The sequence below is a fragment of the Pseudothauera lacus genome (assembly GCF_003034845.1).
In the GTDB taxonomy this organism is placed as follows: Bacteria; Pseudomonadota; Gammaproteobacteria; order Burkholderiales; family Rhodocyclaceae; genus Pseudothauera; species Pseudothauera lacus.
The window spans coordinates 1-23,266 of the sequence record NZ_PZKC01000010.1 but is presented as its reverse complement, the minus strand read 5'-3'; the positions used below and the strand labels follow the sequence as shown (position 1 = coordinate 23,266).

Genomic DNA, 23,266 nt, shown 5'->3' with positions numbered 1-23,266 from the left:
AAGCGTCATCCTGCCTGTACCGGCGTCGGAGGGCCGTCAAGGAGATGTCAAGAAAACGTCAAAGTGGCAGCGGGGTGGCCACTCAGCCCCCGTCCTGGCCGATCATCCGGGCAAGATGGTAGCGAAAGCGTGCATCGAGGTGCTGGGCCAGCAGACGGTGCTGGGACTCGTCGATGTTGAGGAACTGTACGCCGGTGCGGAAGGCGCCGGTCTCGCCGGCCAGCACGGTCTGCCCGGTGCGCCCCCTGAGCACCAGCTTGTGGGCTTGCCCGCCGGAATGCAGGGGTGGAATGAGCAGGATGACGTCCACCTTGCGCGAGGTGCACAGGTTGTGGTCGCAATGCACGCAGAAACCACCCAGCGAGACGTCGGCCGTCGTCCCGTCGAAGATTCTGCGCTCGCGGTCGTGATAGCAGTGGCAATGTATCAGCACGCGCCAGCACGCCGGATAGCGGGGATGTTTGCGCCGTTCTTCCATATATGGCAACGCCTCCGGACCGCAGCGCAGCAGGTGACCCGGGATCGGGCAGGCGTTTGTCATCCAAATGAGCGGGATTCATTATTGCACCTCAATCCATATTGGGTAGCGACTTTTTTGCTCCAAACCGTGCACCGGATGACGCCGCGACGACGCCGGGCATATACTCGTAGTACTAATCGGCCATGCTCTGCACGCAGCTGACCACCGGTGCAGTGCCGGGTAAACAGCTGGCATGATCGGCGACCTTTATCACCTCCGTTTAATCCCTTACCGGGAGCGGTGTCTTGGCAAGCGCGCAAAGGCAGTTCGAGCATTCGCTGATCGAGGCCATCCACGAGGCTTCGCCCGACGGCATTCTGGTGGTCGACCAGGCGGGCACCGTGGTGTCCTTCAACCAGCGCTTTCTGGACATCTTCCGGCTCACCCTGGGGGCGCCAGAGGTCGCCACCGGGGCCATCCACGACCGCCTGCTGCTTGATCAGGCCCTGCGCCTGATCAAGGACCCCGAGGCCTTTCTCGCTCGCGTCGAGGCGCTCTATGCCGACCCCACGCTCCACGACGTAAGCGAGATCGCGCTCAACGACGACCGTACCCTGGAGCGCCATTCCACTGCGCTGTGGGACGAGCAGCAGCGCTACCTCGGGCGGGTGTGGTTCTTCCGCGACATTTCCGAGCGCAAGCGCTACGAACACCTGCTGGAAGCGCAATCCAACCGCGATCCGCTGACCGGCGTCGCCAACCGCCGCTGCTTCTTCAAACGCGCGCAGGAAGAGTTTGCCCGCGCCCGCCGCACCGGCATGGCGCTGTCGGTGATCATGATCGACATCGACCGCTTCAAGCGCATCAATGACCGCCGGGGGCACGCCAGCGGCGACGAGGTGCTCAGGCATCTGTGCGACTCGGCGCGCGTGCTGATGCGCGAGTCGGACCTGCTCGCGCGCCTGGGTGGCGAGGAGTTCGCCATCCTCGCCCCCGACACCACCGTTGACGGCGCCGTGCTGCTCGCCGAGCGCCTGCGCCAGCACATCACTGCACAACCTGTGGTCTGCGGCGACGGGCCAGTCAGCTATACCATCAGTGCCGGCATTGGCATGCTCGACGCCACCGACGCCAGCATCGAGGGGGTGCTCAGGCGCGCCGACAACGCGCTGTACGCCGCCAAACGTGCCGGCCGCAACCGCGCCATGGCGGAACAGGGCAGCAGCTTCAGCATTCCGCCAGCCACACGCTGACCCGCGCCCCACCCAGCGGGCTGCGTGCAAAGCTCAGCTCTCCGCCATAGGCCAGGGCAATGTCGTGCGCCATCGCCAGGCCGATGCCATGGCCGGGGGTGCGTTCGTCGCCGCGCAGGCCACGCTGGGGCAGGGCCACGCCATCGGGAAAACCGGGGCCGTCGTCGTCGACACTGAGGCGCAGGCCGCCGCCCTGGCGTACGGCACTCACCACTACACGGCCGGCCGCCCACTTGCAGGCGTTATCGGCAAGGTTGCCGAGCAGTTCGAGGGCGTCGCCCTCGTCGATGCGCGCGCCCAGATCCACCGGCACCGCATTGACCAGCTCCAGCCGGCGTTGGCCATGCACCTTGCCCAGACTGGCCAGCAGGCGGTCGACCAGCGGCGCAAGCGGGCGTGCCGCGGCAAGGCGGCTCGCCCCCGCGGTGGCGGCACGCTGCAGCTGGTAGTGGACGATGTCTTCCATGCGCCGTGCCTGCTCCCCCACCACTGCCGGCAGGCTGTCGTCAGGTGCCGCATTGCGCAGGATCGCCAGCGGCGTCTTGAGGCTGTGGGCGAGGTCGGCGAGCGCCTTGCGCTGACGCTCGACCAGCGCATGCTCGCGGGCCAGCAGGCGATCGAGATTGTCGACCAGCGGCGCCAGCTCGCGCGGCTGCGCACCAGCGCCCGGACGCCGCGCCTCACCCGCCTCCATCGCCGCGATGTCGCGCGCCAGACGGCGCAAGGGGCGCAAGCCCCAGCGCTGCACCAGCACCAGGGCAAACAGCAGGGCGACGGCCATCGCCGCCAGCGCCGTCCACAGGCTGTGGCGATAGCTCGCCACGTCGGCGCCGCGCGCGGCGAGTGGCGCGGCGACGCTGAAGGTGATCCGCGACGGGCGCTCGCCGATCTCCCAGCGCACCCCCTGGGTGAGTACGCGGAAGACCATGCCGTCGCCACCGGTGCGCACCTCGTTGCGGCGTTCACCGGCCTCCAGCAGCGCCTCCAGGGCGAGGTCGACGCCGATCGCCGAAGGCGAGCGCCAGCGCGTCGGTGCGCGCACCGCGGCGCCGTCGTCGGCATCGACGCGGCGGATTGCTGCGTAGAGGCCGGAAGCGGGCAGCGCCAGACGGGCCTCCGGCAGCTGCGCGGGAAGATGCAGCGTGCCATCGGCATCCACTTCCAGACTGCCCATCAGCAGATACAGCAGCGCCTCCAGGCGGGCCTGCTGGGCGGTATCGGCACTGTCGCGGAAGGCGCGATCGAGCACCAGACCGGTAAGCACGACGAAGGCGATCAGCACCGCCACCGATACCGCCAGCAGGCGGCTGCGCAGCGACAGCGCCACCGTCAGCCGCCCTCCACGGGGGCAAAGCGGTAGCCGCGTCCGCGCACCGTGAGCACGGGCTGATGGCACCCGGCGGGGTCGAGCTTGCGGCGCAGGCGGCCGATCAGCACCTCCAGCACGTTGCTGTCGCGGTCCTCGTCGAGCGGGTAGAGATAGTCGGTCAGTTCGCGCCGGCTGACCACGCGCTCGCGATTGCGGGCAAGATATTCGAGCAGGCGGAACTCGAAGGCGGTGAGCGCCACCGGGTTTCCGGCGCAGCTCACCTGCTGGGCGTCGAGATCGATGCGGTAGGCCCCGGCCACCACCACGGTGCCCGCAGCCCCTGCCGCGCGGCGCCACAGCGCGCGCACGCGGGCGAGCAGTTCGGGCATCTCGAAGGGCTTGGCGAGGTAATCGTCGGCGCCGCTCTCCAGCCCTTCCACCTTCTCCTGCCAGCGCGCCCGCGCGGTGAGGATGAGGATGGGCAGACGCGAGCCGGCCGCGCGCAGACGGCGGATCAGCTCCAGCCCGGGCAGTCCGGGCAGGCCCAGGTCGATGACTGCAACGTCAAAGGGGTACTCGCTGGCGAGGTAGTGCCCGACCACGCCGTCGGCAGCCTCCTGCACCTGTGCGCCGGCCGCGGCCAGCGCCGCCACCACGCCCTGGCGCAGTGCAGCTTCGTCCTCGACGACCAGCACCCGCATCAGCGCACCGCGCCGCTGCGGGCATCGACCACGACCACGCGCACCTCACCGGAAGGGGTCAGCACGCGCACCACGAACACCGCATCGCCGTTGCGCCGCCCCGCCTCCACCGCCAGCACACGCCCGCCGGTGGTCTGGCGGGCAATCGCGGCGGCTTCGTCGCGGTCCACCGCGTGCGCCGGCGCGGCCAGCAGGGTGCCGGCGCAGAGCAGGGCGAGAAGGGCGGAACGGATACGCATGCGCGGCACCTCGGGCAACAGACGCTTCAGGCCGGCGACACCGACACATTGACCCGCAGGCGGCGACCGGGGTCGTGGGTCATGAAGCGCGTGTAGTGGCGGCCATTGTACTCGTAGCTGACGCGGTAGCCGGTGAGCTGCTGCTCCCAGTGCTCGACCGTGCGGCACTGCTGCCGCGGACGGCCATGGGCCTGCGGCGGCACGGCGTGGGCGCTGTTGTTCTGGATGCGGTCGCCGACGATCGCCCCCACCGCCGCACCTGCGGCAGTGGCCACATGACGGCCGTTGCCCTTGCCGACCTGATTGCCGATGATGCCGCCGGCAATACCGCCGATGATCGCCCCGCCGAGCTGGCGCTCGCCGCCGCCATGGACGGGGTGATCGTCGTAGTACACATGCGCCGGCCCACACTCCTGGCGGGTCACCCGCACACGCTCATACTGGGGTTGTACCTGGGTCACCCGCGCCCAGTCCTGATAGCTGCCGTCGTGGTGCTGGCCGCGCATCGGGCCGCTGGCGCAGGCTGCCGAAGCCAGGCCGGCCAGTGACAGCGCAAGGGCGAGTCTGATTCTGTTCATGATGGTCCTCCGTCTTGTCACCGCCCCGCACGATGCGGCGCGTTGGTGCAAGACTAGGCCCCTGTCGATGAACGGATGCTGAACCGCGGCGGATCAGCGCAGGCCTGCCCCATGCCCGCCGCAGCGGGCATGTTCACCCGGGCAGCGCTATCAGTGATGCAGCAGGTGATGGGCGCGCAACTGCACGCTGACGGCGTGAACAGTGCGTGCGGGCAGGGTACGCAGGGTGCGCCAGAGAACGGTGAAGAACTCTGCAACTGCGGCGTCGCGCAGACGATGGGCTGCGCGGATGCGCTCGTCGATGTCGATGTCGATGTGCTCGTGATCCATTGTGTGGCTCCTTGAGGTTGATGCCCCGTTGTGCGGGGCGGGAGCAACTGTAGATCCACTTGCTGCGGCGCAACAAACGATCTATTGTCAGGTAACGACTTAGAAAAATTCATTCATATGCCCTACCGCCTGCCACCGCTCAACGCCCTGCGTGCTTTCGAAGCCGCAGCGCGCCACCTCAGCTTCAAGCTCGCCGCCGAGGAGCTGTCGGTGACCCCTGCGGCGATCAGCCACCAGATCCGCGGGCTGGAGGAGCACCTGGGCTGCGCGCTGTTCCGCCGCCTCACCCGCGCGCTGGAACTCACTGCCGCCGGCGCAGCGCTGCTGCCCGGGCTGCGCGAGGGCATGGACTGCTTCGCCGCGGCAGTGGCGCAGGTGTACGCACTGAATCCCAAGGCCCGCCTGCAGGTGGTCGCCCCGCCTTCATTCGCCTCGCGCTGGCTGGTGCCGCGCCTGCACGTCTTCGCACAGCGCGAGCCGCTGATCGAGCTGCACCTCTCCGGCTCGGCGCGCATGATCGACGGCGCCGAGGCGCCCGGTGCCCCGCCGATGGAGATCCGCGCCCCGCGCGGCGAAGGGCCGGAGGCCTGGATCCGCTACGGCAGCGGGCACTACCCGGGGTTTCGCGTCGAACGCCTGTTCATGCCCGAATACACCGCGGTGTGCAGCCCCGCCCTGCTGCACGCGAAGCGCCCGCTGCGCACCCCCGACGACCTGCGCTACCACCTGCTGATCCACGACGACACCATCCCGCTGGCGCGCGAGCGCCCGAGCTGGAAGGACTGGCTGCGCAGCGCCGGGGTCAGCGGCGTGGATGCCGACGCCGGCCCTCACTTCACCGACTCCGGCCTCGCCATCGCCGCCGCCGCCGACGGCCTCGGCATCGCCCTGCTGTCGCGCCCCCTGGTTGCCGGCGAAATCGCCGCCAGCCGCCTCGCCGCCCCCTTCGACATCACCATCAACCGCAACTTCGCCTACTACCTGCTGACCCGCCCGGAACATGCCGGGCAGGCGGCCATCCAGGCATTCCGGGGGTGGTTGCTGGAAGAGGTCGGGGAAGGACGGCGCTGAACGGAGCTTGACCGGGTCGCAGCGCGACGCCGCGCGCTACTGCGCCGCGCCCGCCCGCAGATCGTCGATCGAGCGTGCCGCCACGCCGAGGTCGCGCCAGTTGGCGGGGTGGCAGGTGAACAGCAGGATCTGGTGACGGGTGGCGGCATCGAAGAGCACACGCTTCATCTGCGCGAGGCGCTCGGCGTCGCTGTGCACCAGGGCATCGTCGAGGATGATCAGGGTGGGCCGGCCGGCTTCGGCGAGCAGGTCGGCGTAGGCCAGCCGGCTGATCACCCCCATCTGCTCGCGCGCGCCGAAACTGAGCTGCTCGAAATCGCCACTTTCCACCCCGCGGGTGAGCGGGCCGGGGGTGAGGTTCTCGTCGATCTCCAGGCTGGCCTGCGGGAAGAGCAGCTGCAGGTAGCGGTTGAGGTGCTTCTGCAGCGGCGCCTGCAGGCGGCGGGTGAGCGCACGGCGCTTGTCCTGCAGCAGGCCGAGGAGGAGATCGAGGGCCGCGGCGCGGCGGCGCAGCTCGCCGGCCCGGCGGGCGGCCTGGGCGTGATCGCGGGCGCATTCGGCACGGCGCTCTTCGAGGCCCTGCGCGCCCTCGGTCTGCAGTTCCACCTCCAGGCGCATGAGCTGGTCGCGGCGCACGCGGTGCTGGGTTTCGAGCTCTTCGGCGGTAGCGCGGAAGCGCTCGACGTCCTGCTGCAGGATGTCCGGGCGGGCAGCGGCGATGTGCTGCTGCAGCGCCTCGATGCGCGCGCCGAGCGCCTTGCGTTCGGCCAGCGCGTCGGTGAGCTCGGCGCTGCTCTGGGCGATGCGCGCGGCGCGCACCGGGTCGGCGCACAGGGCACGGGCGGCGGCAAGTTCGCGGGTGGCGGCGTCGAGCCGGCTGGCGGCATCGGCGGCGGCGAGCTGGGCGCGGTGGCGTTCGCCCTGGATGGCGGCGAGGGTGTGGGCGGCAGCCTGCTCGGCGGCTTCGGCCTGATCGACGGACAGTGGCGGTGTGTCGCCAGCCGTTGGCGCGGGGCCTGCGGCGGACACCTTGTCACCCCCATCGCCCGCCCCCTCGCCGCCGGCGTCGGCCAGCGCGCGGGCGAGTTCGTCGGCGCGCGCCTGCAGGGCGGCGTGCTCGGCGCCGAGCGCATCGACACCCTGCGGGGCGAGGGCCTGCAGGGTGGCCTGGGCGGCGGCCAGTTGTTGTTGCAGACGGCTGTGTTCGAGCTCGCGCGCCTCGGCTGCGGCCAGGTCGGGCAGGCCGAGGCGGGCAAGCAGGGTGCGCCGGCGGTCGGCGAGCTCGTCGCCGCGGGCGTCCAGGGTGGCGAGGTCGCTGCCGCCGCCGGGGGCGATCTCCAGGCGGCCGAGGCCAGGCAGCTCAAGGCTGGCCGGCGCCGTCAGGCGGATCTCGCCGCTGCCGCTGAGCGTGGCTTCGCCGAGACGGAGCGCGCAATCGGCTTGCAGCACCCACGCCAGGCGGGTGGCGGCGGCGTCGCGCTGGATGTGCACTTCGGCGAGCTGGCGCTCCAGCGTGCGCAGGGTCTTCAGCTCGGCTGCGGGAATGGCGCTGGCAGCCGCCGCGCGCTGCACGGCGAGGAGCGCTTCGCGCGCGCCTGCGGCCTCGGCGAGCTGGCGGGCGCAGGCCTGCGCGCGCGCCGCGGCGGCCGCGGCATCGCGTGCGAGTTGGGCGCGTGCATGCTGCTGACGGGCCTGCCGCAGGGCGGCGCGGGCGGCGTCGAGTTCGCGCGCGGCGCCTTCCTGGCGCGCCTGCCAGTGGGCCAGCGGGGCGGCGGCGGCGTCCCGCGCGGCGAGCGCTTCGGCTTGCGCGGCGGCACGCGCGGCCAAGGCCTGATCCTCGCGCGCCCAGGCCTCGAGCTGGCTGCGCAGCAGTGCCGCACGGCGTTCGGCAGCCTCGGCGCGCTGGCCTTCGGCAGCCAGGCTGTCCTGCTGCGCCTGGATGGCCTGCAGGCGCTCGGCGGCCTCGTGCTGGCGGCGACGGCAATCCACCCAGGGCTGTTCGAGCTCGTCCGCGGCGTGCGCGCGGCGCAGGCTGGCGAGGGCGTCGACACGCTGACGGTAGTGGGCGATGGCGGCGTCGAGTCCGCCAAGGGTCGCGGCCAGTGCGGCCTCGCGCTCCAGCGCGTCCTTGTAGGGACCACGCGGGCGGCCGCCGGCCTCGGTGAGCAGCTCGCTGCGCTGCGCCTGCACGCTGGCCAGCAGGTCGTCGCCGCCGCTCGCGGCGACTTCGCCGAGCGAGGCTTCGAGTGCGCTGCGCAGATGGTCGGTGGCATGGCCGACGGCCTCACGCAATTCCTGCGCAGCCCCCTGCTGGATCCACAGCAGGCCGGGAATGCCCCAGTGCTCTGCCTTGCTGGCGCCCTTGCCGGCGTGCTGGAAGCCGAGCAGTTCGGCGAGGCGGTCCTCGGCCTCGGCACCGTCCAGGCCTTGCGTGCCGATGCGCAGCTCGCAGCGCTTGCGCGCCAGGAAGCTCTTCACCAGGCGGCAGGGCTGGCCACCGAGCTCGAAGTCCAGTTCCACGGTCGGTGCGGCGGCCGAATCGCCCCAGGGGCGCAGGTCGTCCACCGCGCCGGAGCGGTGGCGTTCGAAGAAGGCGGCGCGGATGGCGGCGACGAGGGTGCTCTTGCCGGCCTCGTTGGGGCCGCTGAACAGGTTCAGTCCGGGCGCGAAATCGCGGATCTCGAACGGCGCCCGGAACTGGCGCAGCTGTTCGATGCGCAAGCGGGTGAGTTTCATTGCCCGCCTCCTGCGCTACCCGGGTGGCGCGCGCCGCGCCTGCTGTCGAGCAGCCCGGCGAGCAGCGCGAGGGCGTCGCGCGCGGCCTCGGCGCGGGCAAGGTCGGCGCCATGCTGCGCGGCCTGCAGTTCGCCGATGACCTCGTTGATGTAGCCGTCGGCGGCCAGCGCCTCGATGTCGTCCAGGGTGGGCTCGAGTTGCAGCGCGGAGAGATCGGCAAGCAGGCTGCGTGCGCGCCCGCGCGCCTGCTCGACGGCCTGCTGCAGGCGGCGATGGCCGGCCAGATCGCAGCGTCCGGACACCGCGAGCTGCACCACGTCGTCGGCGCCGTAGCCGGCGAGCTGCGCCAGCAGCAGGTCGAGGTCGCTGGCCACCTGCAGGGTGGCGGCGCTGTCGTGCCAGCGGTAGCGCCCGCTGGCGAGTGCGCTGACCTGCGGCGGCGTGCCGGGGGCGCCGAGCACCACGCGCAGCACCTGGCCGGAGGCATTGGCGCGGAAGCGGTCGCTTTCCGGCGTGCCGGCGTACCAGGTATGCGCGTCGATCTGGCGCGTACCGTGCCAGTCGCCCAGCGCCAGATAGTCGAGGTGCGCGCGTGCGGCACGCCCGGCGGCGATGGGGTTGGCGGAATCGATGTCCTCGGCGAGGATGCCCTGCACGCTGCCGTGCGCCAGCCCCACGCGCAGCCAGCCGGGCGGGGTGTCGGCGGCGTCGAACCACTCGGTGAGGTCGGCGTGGGTGTTGCGCTGGGTGAGCGGCGCCGGCAACACGGCGACGCGCAGCGCATCCAGCCGCAGCACTTCGGCACGCAGGCAGAGGTGGACGTTGGACGGCACCGCGGCCAGCCGCTCGGCGCGCGTCCACACCGATTCGGCGAGCGCCGCATCGTGGTTGCCGGGCAGCAGCAGCCACGGCCCGGAGTAGCCGCGCAGGGCGTGGAAGAGGCGGTGGATGCAGCGTTCGGTGACGGTCTGCGCATCGAACACGTCGCCGGCCACCAGCACCGCATCGACGGCGTGCGCGGTGGCCAGCGCGGCGATGTGCTCCACCGCGGCGAAGCGCTCTTCGGCCAGCAGGGCGGCCTCGTCGGCATCGAACTGGCCGAACAGCTTGCCGATCTGCCAGTCGGCGGTGTGCAGGAAGACGGGCATGGGTTCTCCACGGCGTGGCGGCAGGACGCGCGCACCGGCGCGATGATACGGCCGCGGCCGGCAGCTGCACAGCGGCACCTGGCCGGACCCGGACTCCATACGCACTGGTATAGTGCGGCCCACCACCCCCAGGCCAGCGGAGACCCGCTCATGAGCACGCTGCACAGCGACATCGACATCGCCACCCTCAACGCCCGTGGCGCCGAGTACCTGCCCGGCTATCTGGGCATCGAGATCCTCAGCATGGAACAGGGCCGCCTCACCAGCCGCATGCCGGTGAAGCGCCTGCACATCGCCCCCAACGAATTCCTTCACGCCGCCAGCATCGTCGCGCTGGCCGACACCACCTGCGGCTACGGCACCATCGTGCACCTGCCTGCCGGCGCGCAGTCCTTCACCACCGTCGAGCTGAAGAGCAACCACCTCGGCACCGTGCGCGAAGGCAGCATTGCCTGCGTGGCCACCGCCCAGCACCTCGGGCGCACCACCCAGGTATGGGACGCCGAAGTCACCGACGTCGCCAGCGGGCGCAAGCTCGCATTGTTCCGCTGCACGCAGATGATCCTCTGGCCGAAGGCCTGAGCACGGCCCATACTGGAACATCACCCGCAACGGAGAACCCCATGCGCAGCCCCGCAGCGCAGCGCCTGGCCATCACCGCCCTGTGTGCCTGCCTCACCGTCGGCGCCCCCGGCGTGCGCGCCCAGCACGACGAGGCGGTGACCGGCGACCGCGCCACCGACATGGCCGTCGACCTGGTGGTGGTGCGTCCGCTGGGCCTGCTCGGTGCCGTGGTCGGCGGCGCCGGCTTCCTCATCGCCCTGCCCTTCACCCTGCCCACCGGCACCGCCGGGCAGACTGCGCGCGAGTGGGTGGGCGCGCCGCTGGAGTACACCTTCAACCGTCCGCTCGGCGACTTCCGGCACTGTGGCGCCGAACGCCGCCCCTGCGGCGCGGGGCGTTAAGCGCATCAGGGTTCCGCCGCGAGTACGCCGACGCGCCAGGCTGGCAGCAGACCGTCAGCGTAGCTGGAGTGCGGACGGCCGCGAGTCTTGGTGTGATAGGCCTCACTGGCCTCCTTCCCGCACCACGCGGCCATCACGCGCGGGCTTGTGGGGTGCTCGGGCAGGTAGGCAGTGAAATCGTAGACCACCCCGTCGATGGCCATCCAGCAATCATCCACACTGCCGTGCTGCGCAATGTCGGCCAGCACGTAGCGCGGCTCCGCGGACACATCGGACGGTGCGGGAGCCAGGGGCCGCAACGCACTGACCCACGCCGCCGCCACGACGATCCAGAACAGAACGGTGGAAACGAGAAACAGGGCGCGCATCAGCGGAAGTCGAAGCGTTCGAAATGGATGGCCGCTGCCGGCATGCCATGGCTCAGCAAGGCACCGCGGGCAGCTTCGACCAGCGCTGCGGGCCCGCACAATTGCGCCTGGCGCGCGCCGAGTCCGGGTACCTCTGACAGTCTCACATCCAGCGTCGGCGGCGGGCCCGCGGCGGCCTCGGCCACCAGGGTGAGGCATGCATCGGCCGCAGCGATGGAACGCAGCTCCTCAAGGTAGGCCGCATCCTGGGCACTGCGGTAGAAGTACAGCAAGGTCGTCGGTTGCTGCAGCGGGCCGGCACGCAGGGCGGCGATGAAAGGGGTGATGCCCACCCCACCGGCCAGCCAGAACTGCGGACCGTCGGCACGGTCGGCGAGAAAACGGCCAAAAGGCCCTTCCAGACGCACCGCAACGCCCGGCGTCAGCCCCTGCACATGGCGCGAACACGGCCCCAGCGCCTTGATGCCCACCGCCAGCGCACCGTCGTCTCCGATGCTGCTCACGGTGAAGGGGTGAAACTCGCCGCAGCCGCGAAAACCGGGCCCATCGCCAAACGCGGCGAAAACAAACTGACCCGGAGAAACTGCCATGCGAGGCCCGCAGGGCTCCAGCACCGCTTCTATCATCCCTGCCGCACGCGCTGCCACACTGCGTACGCGGTAGGGGCGCGCCGCGAGGCCCAGATCGCTGCCGATCAACCGCCAGCAGAGCGCCAGCGCCGCCAGCGGCAAGAGCAAGGCCAGCGGGCCGGGTTGGGCAAGCAGTGTCCAGGCGTGAATCAAGCCGGCAACCACCCCCGCACCTGCCAGGTAATGCAGCGCCCGCCAACGGCGGTATGGCAGATGCAGGCTGAATGTCGCCGCCAGTCCCACCATCAGCAAACCGAGTGCTGCCCAGCCCAGCCACACCGTCCAGTGTTGCGCCCAGGGAGAAAGCACTTCCCAGGCCAGGCGGGGGGATTCCTGCCAAGCCGCAGCAGCCAGGGCCAGCGGATGGGCCAGCAGCAAGGCATAGGCAACGGTGCCGCCAAGATGGTGCCAGCGGTACTGCGCATCCAGTCCACCGAACAAGGCAGCCAGTCGCGCCGCGCGCACCATCAGCAGGGTGCTGCCAACCAGCAGCGCGGTTCCTGCCCAAGCGCTGACGATGGCAACGGCGCGCCAGCCGTGCAGTTCGACCGGCCAGGCCCAGATCAGGCATGCCGCCGGCAGGGCGAGCAGCAGGCCGGGCGCCGCCAGGCCGCGCAGGGCGGAGAGCGCTGCGCTCACTTCAGCCTCCCGCGCGCGCGCAACTGGTCGCAGGCCGTTTGTGCGCGTGGGGTCAGCACCACCCCCGCGGCCCCGGCGCGCGCCGCCATCTCCGCGTGATGGGCTTCCTGATAGGCACGACAGTCCTCGTAGCGGGTGAAACCGCGCAGCCGGCGCTGGTGCTCCACGCGCTCGGCCGGACTCATCAGCTGCCAGCCGGACACGTTGCCCTCCTCCGCGCGCCAGGGTCCGGCCGCGGCGGAAGGGGCCAGCAGCGCCAGGATCAACAGCAGCGCAGCGCGCTTCATGCTGCCCCCTGACGGTTTGAAACAGCAGGCTCACTCACTCGGCCCGCCCTCCGGCAACAGCACCGCGGCACCCTGGATGCGCCCGCTGCGCAGGGCGGCAAGGGCCTCGTTGGCGGCTTCCAGCGGCCACGGGCGGACACTGGTGTCGATGGGCGTGTGCGCGGCGAGCTCGAAGAAGCGCATGCCATCGCTGCGGGTAAGATTGGCCACCGAGCGCAGCGTGCGCTCGCCCCACAGGATGTCGTAGGGAAAGGTCGGGATGGGGCTCATGTGGATGCCTGCGCACACCACCGTGCCGCCCTTGCGCACCGCACGCAACGCCGCCGGCACCAGTTCGCCGGCCGGGGCGAAGATCAGTGCGGCGTCGAGGGCCTGCGGCGGCGCAGTACTGTCGCCGCACCATGTCGCCCCCAGCTGGCGGGCAAAGCGCTGGCTGTCGTCGTCGCCACTGCGGGTGAAGGCGTAGAACGGCCGCCCCTGATGGCGCAGCACCTGGGCAACGATGTGGGCGGCCGCGCCGAAGCCGTAGATGCCCACCCGCTGGGCATCGCCAGCCATGGCAAGGGCACGGTGGCCGATCAGCCCGGCACACAGCAGGGGGGGCGAGCGCAGCTGCGGATGGCGCCTCCGGGAGGGCGAAGCAGTAGCGCTGGTCGGCAACGGTGTATTCGGCGTAGCCGCCGTCGATCGTGTAGCCGGTGAAGCGCGCGGCATCGCAGAGGTTCTCCTGCCCGCGGCGGCAGTAGTCGCAGCTGCCGCAGGTCCATCCCAGCCACGGCACGCCGACGCGCTGGCCGATGGCAAAACCGTCCACCCCGGCGCCCACGGCCCGCACCCGACCGACGATCTCATGCCCGGGGATGACCGGCAGCAGCGGCGCGGGCAGCTCGCCATCGACCAGATGGAGGTCGGTGCGGCACACCCCGCAGGCCTCGACCTGCAGCAGCACCTGCCCCGCCCCCGGCCGTGGCCGCGGACGCTCGACCAGACGCAGCTGCGCCGCCCCTTCATAGACCATCGCACGCATTGCCGACCTCGCTCGCCGGCCATTGCGGGAACACCGGCACGTCCAACGCTACGCCGGTGACAAGGGGCTGGCAAGGGGTTCATAATCCGCGCATTCATCACCCCTGCGGAGTGCCCGACCGATGCGCCTGTAAATGCCCCGTGGCCGCCACAGCCACCTTTTTCCGCTTCCGTTGCCGCAACGGAAGCCGTGTCGGCATTTTCCGGAGCACTCATGTCAGGTTCGCACTCGCGCACGGCGATCACGCTCGATCGCGTCTCCTTCCTGCTGCCCGACGGCAGCCCCCTGTTTTCCGGCCTCGACGGCCATTTCGACGATCGCCGCAGCGGCCTGGTCGGGCGCAATGGGGTCGGCAAGTCGGTGCTCGCACGCATCATCGCCGGCGAGCTGGCCCCCACTGCCGGGCAGGTGATGCGCCACGGCCGGGTGCGCTACGTGGCCCAGTTCATCGACCCCGCGCGGCATCGCCGGGTGGCCGACGTCGCCGGGATCGGCGCGGTGGTGGATGCGCTCGCGCGCATCGAGCGGGGCAGTACCAGCGCAGCGGATTTCGACATCGTCGGCGAACGCTGGGATCTGCGCCGGCGCCTGGAAGCCGCGCTCGCCGCCGAAGGTCTCGGCCATCTCGACGCCGAGACCCCGGCCGCCGGGCTGAGCGGCGGGGAATGCACGCGGGTAGCGCTGCTGGGCGCATTTGTCGACGACGCCGAAGTACTGATCCTCGACGAACCGAGCAACCACCTCGACGCCTCGGCGCGTGACGCGCTCTACCGGCGCCTTACGGCGTGGCGGCGCGCCCTGATCGTGATCAGCCACGACCGTGCCGTGCTCGACCGCATGGAGGCCATCGTCGAGCTGGGCCGCCATGGCCTGCAGCGCCACGGCGGCGACTACGGCTGCTACGCCGCCGCCAAGGCCCGCGCGACGGACGCCGCGGCGCAGGCGCTGGCCCACGCCCGCACCGAGAGGCGCCGCGGCGAGGTCGAACTGCGCCGCCAGCAGGAACGCCTCGCACAGCGCGCGGCGCAGGGGCAGCGCAGCGCGCGCGACGCCAACCAGGCGCAGATCCTCCTCGACCGCGCCAAGGAGCGCAGCGAACACAGCAGCGCCCGCCTGCGGGCGAGCCGTGAGAACACCCGCAAGGGGCTCGATGCGGCGGTCCACGCCGCCGCTGCGGCGATTGACGACAGCCCCCCGACGGTACTGCTGTCGCCCGCCGGCACGGTTGCGGCCGGCAAGCAGGTGGCGGTGCTGGCAGGCGTGCGCCTGCCATACGGACGCGCCACCGCGCAGGCACTCGACCTGGTGGTGAGCGGACCGCGCCGCATTGCGCTGTGCGGCCCCAACGGCTGCGGCAAGAGCACGCTGCTGAAGCTGCTCGCCGGACAGCTCGCTCCCGCTCAGGGGCGGTGCACGGTGACGGTGCCCAGCACCTGGGTAGACCAGGCGCTCGCCGGGGTGGAGGGCGGGCGCCCCGCGCTCACCGCCCTGCTGGCCGCCAACCCCGCTCTCGGCGAAGCGCAGGCGCGCACCCGGCTGGCGCTGCTGGGCCTCGACGCACGTCGCGCACTGGCGCCCGCCACCACCCTGTCGGGCGGCGAACGGCTGAAGGCAGCGCTGGCCTGCGCGCTGTATGCCGAACCGCCGGCGCGCCTGCTGCTGCTCGACGAACCCACCAACCACATCGACCTGCCCTCGCTGCAGGCCGTCGAGGAAATGCTGCGCGCCTACCGCGGCGCCCTGCTGGTGGTCTCGCACGACCACCACTTCCTCGACGCACTGGCGCTCACCGACGTCCTGCAATGGACGCCGCAGGGATGGCAGCTGCGCCCGCGCGCGGCAGGAGCTCAGCGCGTGTAGTAGCCCACCCCGACGAGCATGCCGTCGACGCGGCGGAAGAACGAGGTCTTGCTCTCCGTCTTCGCGGTCAGCGGATTGCGCCACAGGTATTCGAGCTGCCCGTGGCCGCGGCTGCGGGCGATGGCGATCATGTCGCTGATCACGGCCTTGCCGCGCGGGTCGCGCAGCTCGCGGCCGTCACGGCCGCGCAGCGCCGGGCTGGCGCCATTGGCAAGGAAGCGACCGTCTTCAAGATCGACGACGAAGACGTAGAGATCGTCCTGCATGTAACCGCCATCGAGCTCCTGGAACGCCGCCAGCGCACCGTCGGCATCGGCGCCGAGGGCCAGCGCGGCACGCTCCAGCAACTCGCGCGCCTGCGCCGCAGTGGCGCGCGGCGAATAGAAGCCGACGGCGACGATGTAGCTGCCGATACGGCGGAACAGGGCCACCTTGGGCTCATCGCGGTTGCTCACCGGATTCAGCCAGCGGTAGTCGATGCGGCCGCTGCCGGCGCTGCGGGCGAGATCGAGCATGTCGCGGAAGAAGGGCTTGCCGGCCGAATCGGTGCGTGTGCTGACGTCCTGGCCGATCAGTGCCGACGAGGAACCGCCGCTGGCGAGGAAGCGCCCTTCGGTATCGAGCACATAGACGTAGAGGTCGCGGTCGACGAACTCGCCCTGGCGCGCGAAGTCGCCCAGGGCCGCCTCGCCGCGGGACTGCAGGTGGGCGGCCGCGCGCTCCAGCAGCAAGACCGCGCGGCGCTCGTCCCAGCGCTCGGAGAGGCGTTCGGTGGCCGCTGCCAGACCGGCCGCACAACTCAGCAGGGTCGCCAGCAGGGACGCGTACACGGTGCGCGGCAGGACATTCATGGCCTACTCCTTTGGTGACAGCCTAGTGTAGTGTTTCATTCTTGCGGGAACTTAAGTTTGCACAACGAAGCTCCCTCCCCTTCAAGGGGGCGGAGCAGGGGTTTCGGCGAGCACCGCTCGCCGCCTGCGTAGCGGCGTAGCGTAGCGGAGACTCCCGGGTTGGGGTGGGGATGGGTAGACTCCGAAGCGCCTGCAAGAAACCCATCCCCATCCTGCCCTTCCCCTTGAAGGGGAAGGAACCTGCTAATTCGCTCCGCGGCACACGAGGAGGAGGCCGCTGCAACGTGAATTGCTACGCTTCAGATAAGTTCCATCAAGAACGCACCACTACACTAGGGCCTGTTCTCATTCGCCACGGCGGTCGCCAAGCGAATGAGAACAGGCCCCAAGCATCACCTGTCGAGTGCGCTATTTCACAGTGCCCGTTCAGAAACTCAGGGTGCGCCAGCCGGCGTCCAGCGTGCGCCCGATGAAGGCCGCCGCTCCGGCCTGGCCGCTGACCTCGGTGCGCAGCGTCGCTGCGTTCACGCCATGAGCCTGCAGTGCCGCCGGGCAGGCATACATGCGCACGCCGAAGCGATGCGCCTCGCGCAGGAAGCCGGCCACCGTGCGCCGCTCCGTCTCGGCGACGCCACCACCGTCGGCGTACAGGGTTTCCGCCACGCCGTCGACGAGCAGCTCCACCGAGCGCGCGGTGAAGTACATCTCCACCTCGACGTCCATTGCAGCCGCCGCGGCGGCAAAATAGAAGGGCGTGGCGCACAGGTGCGGGGCGGCGGGATCGGCCGCCCACACCAGGATGGCGAGACGCTCGGCCATCAGATCTCGCGCGCCCCGGCGCCCACCAGCGGGGCCTGGAAGGAGGCCAGCTCGTCGAAGCGCCACAGCTCCATCTGTGCCTCGATGCCGGCACGCGCCGCCGCCCATGGCAGCAACACGCCGGGTTCCGGCGCCGCCACGCGCAGGCGGACCAGCCAGGAGGCGTAGGCATCCACGTTCATCGCCGCGGCCGAGTCGGCAAGCGCGGGATTGCCGCCGAGCAGCTCGGCGGCCACCGGGGTCTTCACCGGGAACACCGTCTTGCCCGCCTCAAGCAGCCCGAATGCGCGCCCGGCAGTCAGTTGCAGCCCTTCCGGCTTGGCCGTGAACAGCAGGATCTCGCCGGCGATGGCAACCCCGAACGGTGTCACGCCGACGCGATAACAGCCCTCGCCCTCGGGCGCGAACCAGAGATGGGTTTCGGGATGGTAGAGGAGGTCTTCGGGGAAGACGCAGCCACGCAGTTCGGCCATGTCGGCAGGTCATCGGCAAGGGAAGCAAATGGCGGAAGAGAATGGGAGTCGAACCCACCTGGGACCGGCTGACGGCCCCACCCGGTTTTGAAGACCGGTCGCCCCACCGGGGAACGCCTCTCTTCCGCAGTGCCCGCGGCAACGCCGGTCCGCCCCCGCAGGTCGGGGCCGTGCCGGGCATTCTGGCGGCAGCTGATTGTAACCCGGCGATCGCCGCCGGCAAGGCTTACTGGCCGAGGTTGAGATTGCCCCCGGGGCTGCCCTGCGGGCGCATCTCGCCCGCCTTCAGCGCCTTGCAGGGCGCCAGCCGCCGGCCATCGACCACCAGCGTGCGCGGCGCCGTGCCGGCCACCTGCAGCTCGCCCTGGAAGTTGTACTGGAAGTCGCCGGAGAAGCGGCCGCTGCGCTCGTACCCGCCCTGGGCACCGCTGCAGCGGTCGGCCATGTGCACATAGGCACCGTCGCGCCGCCACTGCGCGGGTTCGCATTGCGTGGCCGCCGCGTCGAGGTGGGCGAGGACGTCATCGCCGGCACCGACGCAGAGATGGAAGCTGCGTTCGCCGCCGGCTTCGAGGACGTTGATCTGCCACAGGCCGTGCATGCGCTGCGGCCCGCCAACTGGCTGGGCAGCCGCCGCAGTGGCGGTGACGAGGATGAAGGCGAGGCTGACGGGCAGGCGCATGGTATGGTCGCTCCAGGTTGGACAGACGCGCATTGCAGCACTTCCATGTCCGTACCAGAATGCGCCGGATCAATTCCGCCCCGCCACACCTCAGAACCCCCCGACATGATCGAACCGCTCCTGCTCGCCGCCACCCATCTCACCACCCTGGCCGGCGACCGCGTCCTCAGCAACGCCAGCGGCTTCTTCTTCGAAGCACGCGGCCGCCTCTTCGTGGTCAGCAGCCGCCATGTCTTCCGCGACGAGGACAGCGCCCACCTGCCCGACCGCATCGTCATCGAGGTGCACACCGACGCCAGCGACGTCGCCCGCGCCACCGGCTTTTCGCTGCCCCTCTACGACGACAGCGGCGCCCCGCTGTGGCGCCAGGCCGCCGATGCTGCGGGCGCCATCGACGTGGCGCTGATCGAGATCGACCGCAGCGCCCTGCCACCATCGGCAAGCTGGCGGGCGTTCACCCCGCAGCATCTGCTCGGGCGCTTCGATCAGGTCGAGGTCGGCACCTCGCTGCTCATCGTCGGCTTTCCGCTCGGCTTTCACGACACCCTGCACCACCTGCCGGTGGTGCGCCAGGCGGTCATCGCCTCCTCCTTCGGGCTGCGCTTCCAGGGCCAGGGCTACTTTCTCACCGACGGCCGCACCCACCGCGGCACCAGCGGCGCCCCGGTGGTGATGCGCATCGGCGCTGCGGACGCCACCCACGGCGACCTGCCGTGGATGCTGCTCGGCGTGCATTCGGCGCGGCTCGACGTCGGCGGGCGCGATGTCACCATCGACGAAGCCCTCGGGCTCAACTGCGCCTGGTACGCGGACTGCCTGCTGGCCCTTACCGAGTAGCACCGCCCCAGTAGTGCCGCCCCTTCAGCACGCCGCCGCCACCGGCGGCTCGCCACGCAGCAGGTCGGCGCGCTGGTTGCCCTCGCCAACGCGGCGGGTGTAGCCGACGCGGTCGAAGAACTCGAGGATCTGGATGGCGCGCTTGCGGCCACCACCGATGCGGTCGCGGAAGGCCGCGGCGCGGATGCGCCCGCCTTCGTCCGCAGCCGCAAGCTCCGCCGCAATGGCCACCAGCACCGCCACCGTGGCGGCGGGGTAGAAAAGGTCACGGACGACCTGGAAGGTCTCGCCACGCGCCGCCAACTGGCGCAGCAGGCGGCGCACGTCGGCTTCGGCAAACCCGGTGGCGGCGGCCAGATCGCGCACCCAGGGAGGATCGAAACTGCCCTCGCCGAGGCGCTCCAGCAGACCGTCGGCGCGTTCGCGCTCGGCCGGCGAAAGCTCCACCGTGTGGCCGGGCAGGTGCCACGCCGAACCCGCGCGCGCCAGCCGCCCTTCGCCCAGCAGGGCTTCGAGCAGGGCCAGGAAGGTGGGCGCGGCAAGCTGCGGCAGCGCCATCCGGCGCAGGCGCTCGCGCTCCACCCCGGGCTCGTCGGCGAACTGCTCATGGTGCGCGGCCAGGCGGCTCAGCACACGCTCGCCCAGCGCCGCCCACACCGCCGGGTCGAAGAGTTGCGCGCCGCGCGCGGTGTCCACCCGCTGCACCGCGCCGGCACGCAGCGCGGCCAGCCAGGCGTGCGCATCAAGGTTGTGCGCCGCGGCCAGCTCCGCCGCGTCCAGACCATAAGGCGCTGCAGCCAGCAGTGCGCCCAGGCGCTGCGCCGGATCGTTATTCTCCAGCGCCGCAAGCAGCGCCAGGCGGGCCGGACGGCGGCGGTGGCGGGCCGGCGGGAAGGGGTCAAGCACCCGCCCGCCGCCAAGGGTGACCCGCCCGGCAGCATCGCGGATCACCACGCGGTCGCCCCAGCAGGCAAGGATGGGGCGATCCAGCACCGCCTGCACCAGGGCACTGCCGCCGGGCGCCAGGCCACCGGCCTCGAGCGCCCCGTCGAGCAAGGCCAGACGTGCCTGGGCCTGTCCGGCAGCATGGTGCAGGCTCACCGCACTCCACTGCCCCAACGTACGCGGCGCCTCTGCGAGCAGGCTGAGGCGCAGGTCCACGCGGTCGCTGGGGCGGGCCAGCGCCGGTACGCACAACCAGTCGCCGCGCTCGACCTCGCGGTGCTCGACGCCGGCAAGGTTCACCGCGCAACGCTGACCGGCACAGCCCTCGTCGGCGGCGCGGTTGTTCACATGCAGGCCGCGCACCCGCACTTCGCGCACGAAACCATCACCACGCGCCAGCACCAGCCGCTCGCCCACGCGCACCCGCCCCGCGTAGGCGGTGCCGGTGACCACGGTACCCGCCCCGGCCACGGCAAAATGGCGATCCACCGCCAGCCGGAAGCCGACACCGGGCGGCGGCGCCTGCACCGCGTCGCCGCGCGCCGTGGCAACCAGATGATCCCGCAAGGCATCAAGCTGGAAGCGCTCGCCAACGCCCGCCGCCACCGCAAAGACCGGCACCCCGGCCAGCGCCGTGCGCGCCAGCAGCGCCTGCACCTCGGCCTCCACCGCAGCGATGCGTGATGCGTCGACGCGGTCGCACTTGGTAATCGCCACCGCCCCGCGCGCCACCCCAAGGATCTGCAGGATGGCCAGATGCTCGCGCGTCTGCGGCATCACACCGTCGTCGGCAGCCACCACCAGGAGCGCGAAATCAATCCCCGCCGCGCCGGTGAGCATGGTGGGCACAAACTTCTCGTGCCCCGGCACATCGATGAAGGCCAGCACCCCCGCCGGCTCGCCCGCCACCGCCGGCAAGGGCGCATAGGCATAGCCCAGCTCGATGGTAATGCCGCGCTTCTTCTCCTCCGGCAGGCGGTCGGTATCCACCCCGGTGAGCGCGCGCACCAGCGTGGTCTTGCCGTGGTCGATGTGGCCGGCGGTGCCGATCAGCATGGGTTGCTCCAGGGAATGCGGTCGGCGGAGTTTACCCGTTGCGCTTGCGGACCGGGCCCGGATGACGTGCAGCATGGCCTGCCACACCGCCGCCGAATCAAATGGCCGCGCCGATGGTGCATCCCTTGCTGCGGGAGAAACGCACGGACCCAATGGACATACGCCTTCCGGGTTCGTATGCTGGAGTCCTTGTAACGAATGCAGCCAGTTACTGATTGAGCAAGCTCGGCGGTCAAGCGCAGGTGCAGCTTCGGGGGTGCCCGGTTTGGCTGGGTTCTGAGGGCGGTGGGTACTTACAGCGCAGGAGGCTAGACCGTTGATTGAAATGACAAATCGACATGCAGAGTCCGTTGGGATTATCCGGCAGATGCCGGAATATCCGTCAGATTTGATGTATACAACACGTTATGTCTCTTTGGATTTCACGCAATGACTAGGAAACTAACCGCTCTTGTTGTTGGTATATCTAACTACCCAAATGGCGGCGCATTAAAAAATCCTGCACATGATGCGGAGGACATATCGAAGGCCCTTCTTGATTTGGGCTTTTCGGTAATCAGCCAGATCGACTGCACGGTAGAGGATATCGATCGAGCTCTAGAGTCATTTAAAGACAACCTGAATAGTAACGAGGTAGGTCTGTTCTATTTCGCCGGACACGGGATGCAAATTAAAGGGGAGAACTATCTCAATGCAATCGATACAAACTTCATCGATGAGATAAGTGCAAAACACTCATCGTTTCCCCTAAACCAAGTAATCGAGGTGATGGATTCCTGCGCCAATAGCACAAATTTAATCATTCTGGATGCGTGTCGAAACAATCCGTTTGTTCGTGCTTGGAATAGAGGGCCGGAGCAACGAGGTCTAGCATCTATCTACACCCCAAAGGGAACACTTATTGCCTTCGCAACCTCGCCAGGGGAGGTTGCAGGAGATGGGGCGGGCAGGAATGGGAGCTACACAGAGGCTTTGCTACGCCACATAAATACACCCGACATTCCCGTTGAAGACCTATTTAAGCGAGTGCGTAACACATTAAGTATGCTTACCTCAGAGAAGCAAACGTCGTGGGAACACACATCTCTTTCAGGTGATTTTTATTTCAACATTAGCATTGGTCGAAGCATCACAATTTATGGAGCTGATGCAATTGCAGATGCCCAATTCGTTCTAAAACCTGCAACACCGGTCAAGGATGCCATCTCTGGACTGAAATCGAGTAACTGGTACACGCAAAATCCGGCTCTCTTAAAATTAACCACTGCGGATCTGACATCAGCCGATATCGACTCCCTGTTTGTCCTCGGTCGCAACGTCTATCAAGCAGCTTGCGGGGGCGCCAATGCGTCGATTTCATTCATCCACGATTTTCACAACAAAATAGCGGAAGTGCCACCTGAGAAATATAAGCCCATACTTGATGGAATGCTTTTTGAGGTGTTTTTTAACTCCAAGGGTGAGCTCAGAAAAGGATTCAAAGTATCAAGATTCAATGATCTCTTTGAGCTAAAGAAGATTCAAGAGTTTGCACCGAGTTTCGACTTCATCTCTGAGCTACTTCTTTCACACCAGAATCGTTTCTATGTGATTCCTGGGAAGCATCGGTCCGTTAGCGTCGATGTAGTTACCGAGACAGTTGAAACTGGAGAGCATCTTGTTACCGGAGTATTTTTTGAGGGAATTAACGTGCTCCGAAGGACGGGGTCGAATACTGGTTATGACCTAGGGGCTTATCCGATTAGGTACGACAGCCTCATCCAAACCATTTCAAATGAAATGGTAATTCCTGTAGCTCAATTAACAGTAAATAGCAATGTTGCCCCCAAAGCTACAAAGATACTTTACCCGTATGGATCGACACTAGAAAAATAGACATAACGATTAAGGTTATGTCGTGATCGCGAAGCGAGCCACGACATGAACCGATTGTTGAACAAGCCCGGTTCGTTTCCCTGGAAATAGCTTCAAGTGCCCCGACCCGGAATGGGCCGAGGTGGCCA

24 protein-coding genes, 1 tRNA gene and 1 pseudogene are annotated in these 23,266 nt (G+C 69.1%); 7 read left to right on the top strand and 19 right to left on the bottom strand.

The window, feature by feature from the left end:
• Positions 1-82 precede the first annotated feature (82 nt).
• Positions 83-478 carry a PilZ domain-containing protein gene (locus tag C8261_RS12235; RefSeq protein ID WP_181358940.1) on the bottom strand — a complete coding sequence of 132 codons (396 nt, stop codon included), beginning with the start codon at positions 476-478 and terminating at the stop codon, positions 83-85.
• Between the two features lie 287 nt (positions 479-765).
• Between C8261_RS12235 and C8261_RS12230 the strand changes: the two genes are divergently transcribed.
• Entirely contained in the window at positions 766-1,713 is a 948-nt protein-coding gene (locus C8261_RS12230) for a sensor domain-containing diguanylate cyclase (RefSeq protein WP_107494006.1), read from the top strand.
• Here the strand turns inward: C8261_RS12230 and C8261_RS12225 are convergent.
• From C8261_RS12225 to C8261_RS12205, 5 genes are all read right to left on the bottom strand, one after another.
• Positions 1,688-3,040 carry an ATP-binding protein gene (locus C8261_RS12225; RefSeq protein ID WP_219905200.1) on the bottom strand — a complete coding sequence of 451 codons (1,353 nt, stop codon included), beginning with the start codon at positions 3,038-3,040 and terminating at the stop codon, positions 1,688-1,690. The two genes, C8261_RS12230 and C8261_RS12225, sit on opposite strands and share 26 nt — an antisense overlap.
• Positions 3,041-3,042: 2 nt before the next feature.
• Complete coding sequence (locus tag C8261_RS12220; RefSeq protein ID WP_107494004.1) at positions 3,043-3,723, bottom strand: response regulator transcription factor; 681 nt, start codon at positions 3,721-3,723, stop codon at positions 3,043-3,045.
• The gene (locus C8261_RS12215; protein ID WP_107494121.1) at positions 3,723-3,962 is read right to left on the bottom strand and encodes a PepSY domain-containing protein; all 240 of its coding nucleotides are present in this window, start codon (positions 3,960-3,962) and stop codon (positions 3,723-3,725) included. Before C8261_RS12215 ends, C8261_RS12220 begins: the two co-directional genes overlap by 1 nt.
• Positions 3,963-3,988: 26 nt before the next feature.
• Positions 3,989-4,540, bottom strand: a complete 552-nt coding sequence (locus C8261_RS12210; protein WP_107494003.1) for a glycine zipper 2TM domain-containing protein — start codon at positions 4,538-4,540, stop codon at positions 3,989-3,991.
• Between the two features lie 150 nt (positions 4,541-4,690).
• Positions 4,691-4,870 (bottom strand): RSP_7527 family protein, encoded by a 180-nt coding sequence (locus C8261_RS12205; RefSeq protein ID WP_107494002.1) that lies wholly within the window; start codon positions 4,868-4,870, stop codon positions 4,691-4,693.
• A 117-nt stretch (positions 4,871-4,987) separates the two neighbouring features.
• Here C8261_RS12205 and gcvA point away from each other — a divergent pair, with 117 nt between their 5' ends.
• Positions 4,988-5,941, top strand: coding sequence for a transcriptional regulator GcvA (gene gcvA / locus C8261_RS12200; RefSeq protein WP_107494001.1), 954 nt, complete (start codon positions 4,988-4,990; stop codon positions 5,939-5,941).
• A gap of 36 nt (positions 5,942-5,977) precedes the next feature.
• Here the strand turns inward: gcvA and C8261_RS12195 are convergent, their stop codons facing one another.
• Both C8261_RS12195 and C8261_RS12190 read right to left on the bottom strand, forming a co-directional pair.
• Positions 5,978-8,677, bottom strand: coding sequence for an AAA family ATPase (locus C8261_RS12195; protein WP_107494000.1), 2,700 nt, complete (start codon positions 8,675-8,677; stop codon positions 5,978-5,980).
• Positions 8,674-9,825 (bottom strand): metallophosphoesterase family protein, encoded by a 1,152-nt coding sequence (locus tag C8261_RS12190; RefSeq protein WP_107493999.1) that lies wholly within the window; start codon positions 9,823-9,825, stop codon positions 8,674-8,676. The genes C8261_RS12195 and C8261_RS12190 overlap by 4 nt, the downstream gene beginning before the upstream one ends.
• 150 nt (positions 9,826-9,975) lie before the next feature.
• On the opposite strand from C8261_RS12190, the gene C8261_RS12185 reads away from it, so the two are divergent.
• Entirely contained in the window at positions 9,976-10,407 is a 432-nt protein-coding gene (locus C8261_RS12185; protein ID WP_107493998.1) for a PaaI family thioesterase, read from the top strand.
• Positions 10,408-10,448: 41 nt separating this feature from the next.
• Positions 10,449-10,790: a hypothetical protein gene (locus C8261_RS12180; protein WP_235864913.1), complete on the top strand. Its 342-nt coding sequence runs from the start codon at positions 10,449-10,451 to the stop codon at positions 10,788-10,790.
• A 5-nt stretch (positions 10,791-10,795) separates the two neighbouring features.
• Here the strand turns inward: C8261_RS12180 and C8261_RS12175 are convergent, their stop codons facing one another.
• The 5 genes and pseudogenes from C8261_RS12175 to C8261_RS17655 all read right to left on the bottom strand — a co-directional run.
• The gene (locus tag C8261_RS12175) at positions 10,796-11,158 is read right to left on the bottom strand and encodes a cytochrome b5 domain-containing protein (protein ID WP_219905199.1); all 363 of its coding nucleotides are present in this window, start codon (positions 11,156-11,158) and stop codon (positions 10,796-10,798) included.
• Positions 11,158-12,426 carry a ferric reductase-like transmembrane domain-containing protein gene (locus C8261_RS12170; protein WP_107493997.1) on the bottom strand — a complete coding sequence of 423 codons (1,269 nt, stop codon included), beginning with the start codon at positions 12,424-12,426 and terminating at the stop codon, positions 11,158-11,160. The genes C8261_RS12175 and C8261_RS12170 overlap by 1 nt, the downstream gene beginning before the upstream one ends.
• Positions 12,423-12,713 (bottom strand): hypothetical protein, encoded by a 291-nt coding sequence (locus C8261_RS12165; protein WP_107493996.1) that lies wholly within the window; start codon positions 12,711-12,713, stop codon positions 12,423-12,425. Before C8261_RS12165 ends, C8261_RS12170 begins: the two co-directional genes overlap by 4 nt.
• Before the next feature lie 30 nt (positions 12,714-12,743).
• Positions 12,744-13,373: an MDR/zinc-dependent alcohol dehydrogenase-like family protein gene (locus C8261_RS17660; protein ID WP_235864912.1), complete on the bottom strand. Its 630-nt coding sequence runs from the start codon at positions 13,371-13,373 to the stop codon at positions 12,744-12,746.
• A gap of 25 nt (positions 13,374-13,398) precedes the next feature.
• Positions 13,399-13,731 (bottom strand): annotated as a pseudogene (locus tag C8261_RS17655) (alcohol dehydrogenase catalytic domain-containing protein); the annotation flags it as partial.
• Positions 13,732-13,953: 222 nt separating this feature from the next.
• Here C8261_RS17655 and C8261_RS12155 point away from each other — a divergent pair.
• Positions 13,954-15,600, top strand: a complete 1,647-nt coding sequence (locus C8261_RS12155; RefSeq protein ID WP_107493995.1) for an ATP-binding cassette domain-containing protein — start codon at positions 13,954-13,956, stop codon at positions 15,598-15,600.
• On the opposite strand, the gene C8261_RS12150 is transcribed toward C8261_RS12155, so the two are convergent.
• The 5 genes from C8261_RS12150 to C8261_RS12135 all read right to left on the bottom strand — a co-directional run bounded on the left by C8261_RS12150 (position 15,588) and on the right by C8261_RS12135 (position 18,425).
• Complete coding sequence (locus tag C8261_RS12150; protein ID WP_107493994.1) at positions 15,588-16,451, bottom strand: cache domain-containing protein; 864 nt, start codon at positions 16,449-16,451, stop codon at positions 15,588-15,590. The genes C8261_RS12155 and C8261_RS12150 overlap by 13 nt on opposite strands.
• A gap of 426 nt (positions 16,452-16,877) precedes the next feature.
• Complete coding sequence (locus C8261_RS12145) at positions 16,878-17,270, bottom strand: DsrE family protein (protein WP_107493993.1); 393 nt, start codon at positions 17,268-17,270, stop codon at positions 16,878-16,880.
• Positions 17,270-17,743 (bottom strand): glycine cleavage system protein H, encoded by a 474-nt coding sequence (locus tag C8261_RS12140; RefSeq protein ID WP_107493992.1) that lies wholly within the window; start codon positions 17,741-17,743, stop codon positions 17,270-17,272. Before C8261_RS12140 ends, C8261_RS12145 begins: the two co-directional genes overlap by 1 nt.
• Before the next feature lie 29 nt (positions 17,744-17,772).
• Positions 17,773-17,869: transfer RNA gene (locus C8261_RS17350), tRNA-Sec, on the bottom strand.
• A gap of 100 nt (positions 17,870-17,969) precedes the next feature.
• A complete protein-coding gene (locus C8261_RS12135) occupies positions 17,970-18,425 on the bottom strand; it encodes a DUF3617 domain-containing protein (protein WP_146161679.1) in 456 nt (151 codons plus the stop codon).
• A 105-nt stretch (positions 18,426-18,530) separates the two neighbouring features.
• Between C8261_RS12135 and C8261_RS12130 the strand changes: the two genes are divergently transcribed.
• On the top strand, positions 18,531-19,262 hold the full coding sequence (locus tag C8261_RS12130) for a S1 family peptidase (RefSeq protein WP_107493990.1): 732 nt from the start codon (positions 18,531-18,533) through the stop codon (positions 19,260-19,262).
• Between the two features lie 24 nt (positions 19,263-19,286).
• On the opposite strand, the gene selB is transcribed toward C8261_RS12130, so the two are convergent.
• Entirely contained in the window at positions 19,287-21,263 is a 1,977-nt protein-coding gene (gene selB, locus C8261_RS12125; protein ID WP_107493989.1) for a selenocysteine-specific translation elongation factor, read from the bottom strand.
• Positions 21,264-21,692: 429 nt separating this feature from the next.
• Here selB and C8261_RS12120 point away from each other — a divergent pair, with 429 nt between their 5' ends.
• Positions 21,693-23,138: a caspase family protein gene (locus C8261_RS12120; protein WP_107493988.1), complete on the top strand. Its 1,446-nt coding sequence runs from the start codon at positions 21,693-21,695 to the stop codon at positions 23,136-23,138.
• Positions 23,139-23,266: the final 128 nt, after the last annotated feature.

Coding starts and splice junctions, on each gene's coding strand:
- C8261_RS12150 (WP_107493994.1), bottom strand. CDS start 16,451: ATGAATGTCCTGCCGCGCACCGTGTACGCGTCCCTGCTGGCGACCCTG.
- C8261_RS12135 (WP_146161679.1), bottom strand. CDS start 18,425: ATGCGCCTGCCCGTCAGCCTCGCCTTCATCCTCGTCACCGCCACTGCG.
- selB (WP_107493989.1), bottom strand. CDS start 21,263: ATGCTGATCGGCACCGCCGGCCACATCGACCACGGCAAGACCACGCTG.
- C8261_RS12120 (WP_107493988.1), top strand. CDS start 21,693: ATGACTAGGAAACTAACCGCTCTTGTTGTTGGTATATCTAACTACCCA.
- C8261_RS12220 (WP_107494004.1), bottom strand. CDS start 3,723: ATGCGGGTGCTGGTCGTCGAGGACGAAGCTGCACTGCGCCAGGGCGTG.
- C8261_RS12205 (WP_107494002.1), bottom strand. CDS start 4,870: ATGGATCACGAGCACATCGACATCGACATCGACGAGCGCATCCGCGCA.
- C8261_RS12165 (WP_107493996.1), bottom strand. CDS start 12,713: ATGAAGCGCGCTGCGCTGCTGTTGATCCTGGCGCTGCTGGCCCCTTCC.
- C8261_RS12215 (WP_107494121.1), bottom strand. CDS start 3,962: ATGCGTATCCGTTCCGCCCTTCTCGCCCTGCTCTGCGCCGGCACCCTG.
- C8261_RS12180 (WP_235864913.1), top strand. CDS start 10,449: ATGCGCAGCCCCGCAGCGCAGCGCCTGGCCATCACCGCCCTGTGTGCC.
- C8261_RS12140 (WP_107493992.1), bottom strand. CDS start 17,743: ATGGCCGAACTGCGTGGCTGCGTCTTCCCCGAAGACCTCCTCTACCAT.
- C8261_RS12185 (WP_107493998.1), top strand. CDS start 9,976: ATGAGCACGCTGCACAGCGACATCGACATCGCCACCCTCAACGCCCGT.
- C8261_RS12155 (WP_107493995.1), top strand. CDS start 13,954: ATGTCAGGTTCGCACTCGCGCACGGCGATCACGCTCGATCGCGTCTCC.
- C8261_RS12195 (WP_107494000.1), bottom strand. CDS start 8,677: ATGAAACTCACCCGCTTGCGCATCGAACAGCTGCGCCAGTTCCGGGCG.
- gcvA (WP_107494001.1), top strand. CDS start 4,988: ATGCCCTACCGCCTGCCACCGCTCAACGCCCTGCGTGCTTTCGAAGCC.
- C8261_RS12130 (WP_107493990.1), top strand. CDS start 18,531: ATGATCGAACCGCTCCTGCTCGCCGCCACCCATCTCACCACCCTGGCC.
- C8261_RS12190 (WP_107493999.1), bottom strand. CDS start 9,825: ATGCCCGTCTTCCTGCACACCGCCGACTGGCAGATCGGCAAGCTGTTC.
- C8261_RS12175 (WP_219905199.1), bottom strand. CDS start 11,158: ATGCGCGCCCTGTTTCTCGTTTCCACCGTTCTGTTCTGGATCGTCGTG.
- C8261_RS12235 (WP_181358940.1), bottom strand. CDS start 478: ATGGAAGAACGGCGCAAACATCCCCGCTATCCGGCGTGCTGGCGCGTG.
- C8261_RS12210 (WP_107494003.1), bottom strand. CDS start 4,540: ATGAACAGAATCAGACTCGCCCTTGCGCTGTCACTGGCCGGCCTGGCT.
- C8261_RS12145 (WP_107493993.1), bottom strand. CDS start 17,270: ATGGCCGAGCGTCTCGCCATCCTGGTGTGGGCGGCCGATCCCGCCGCC.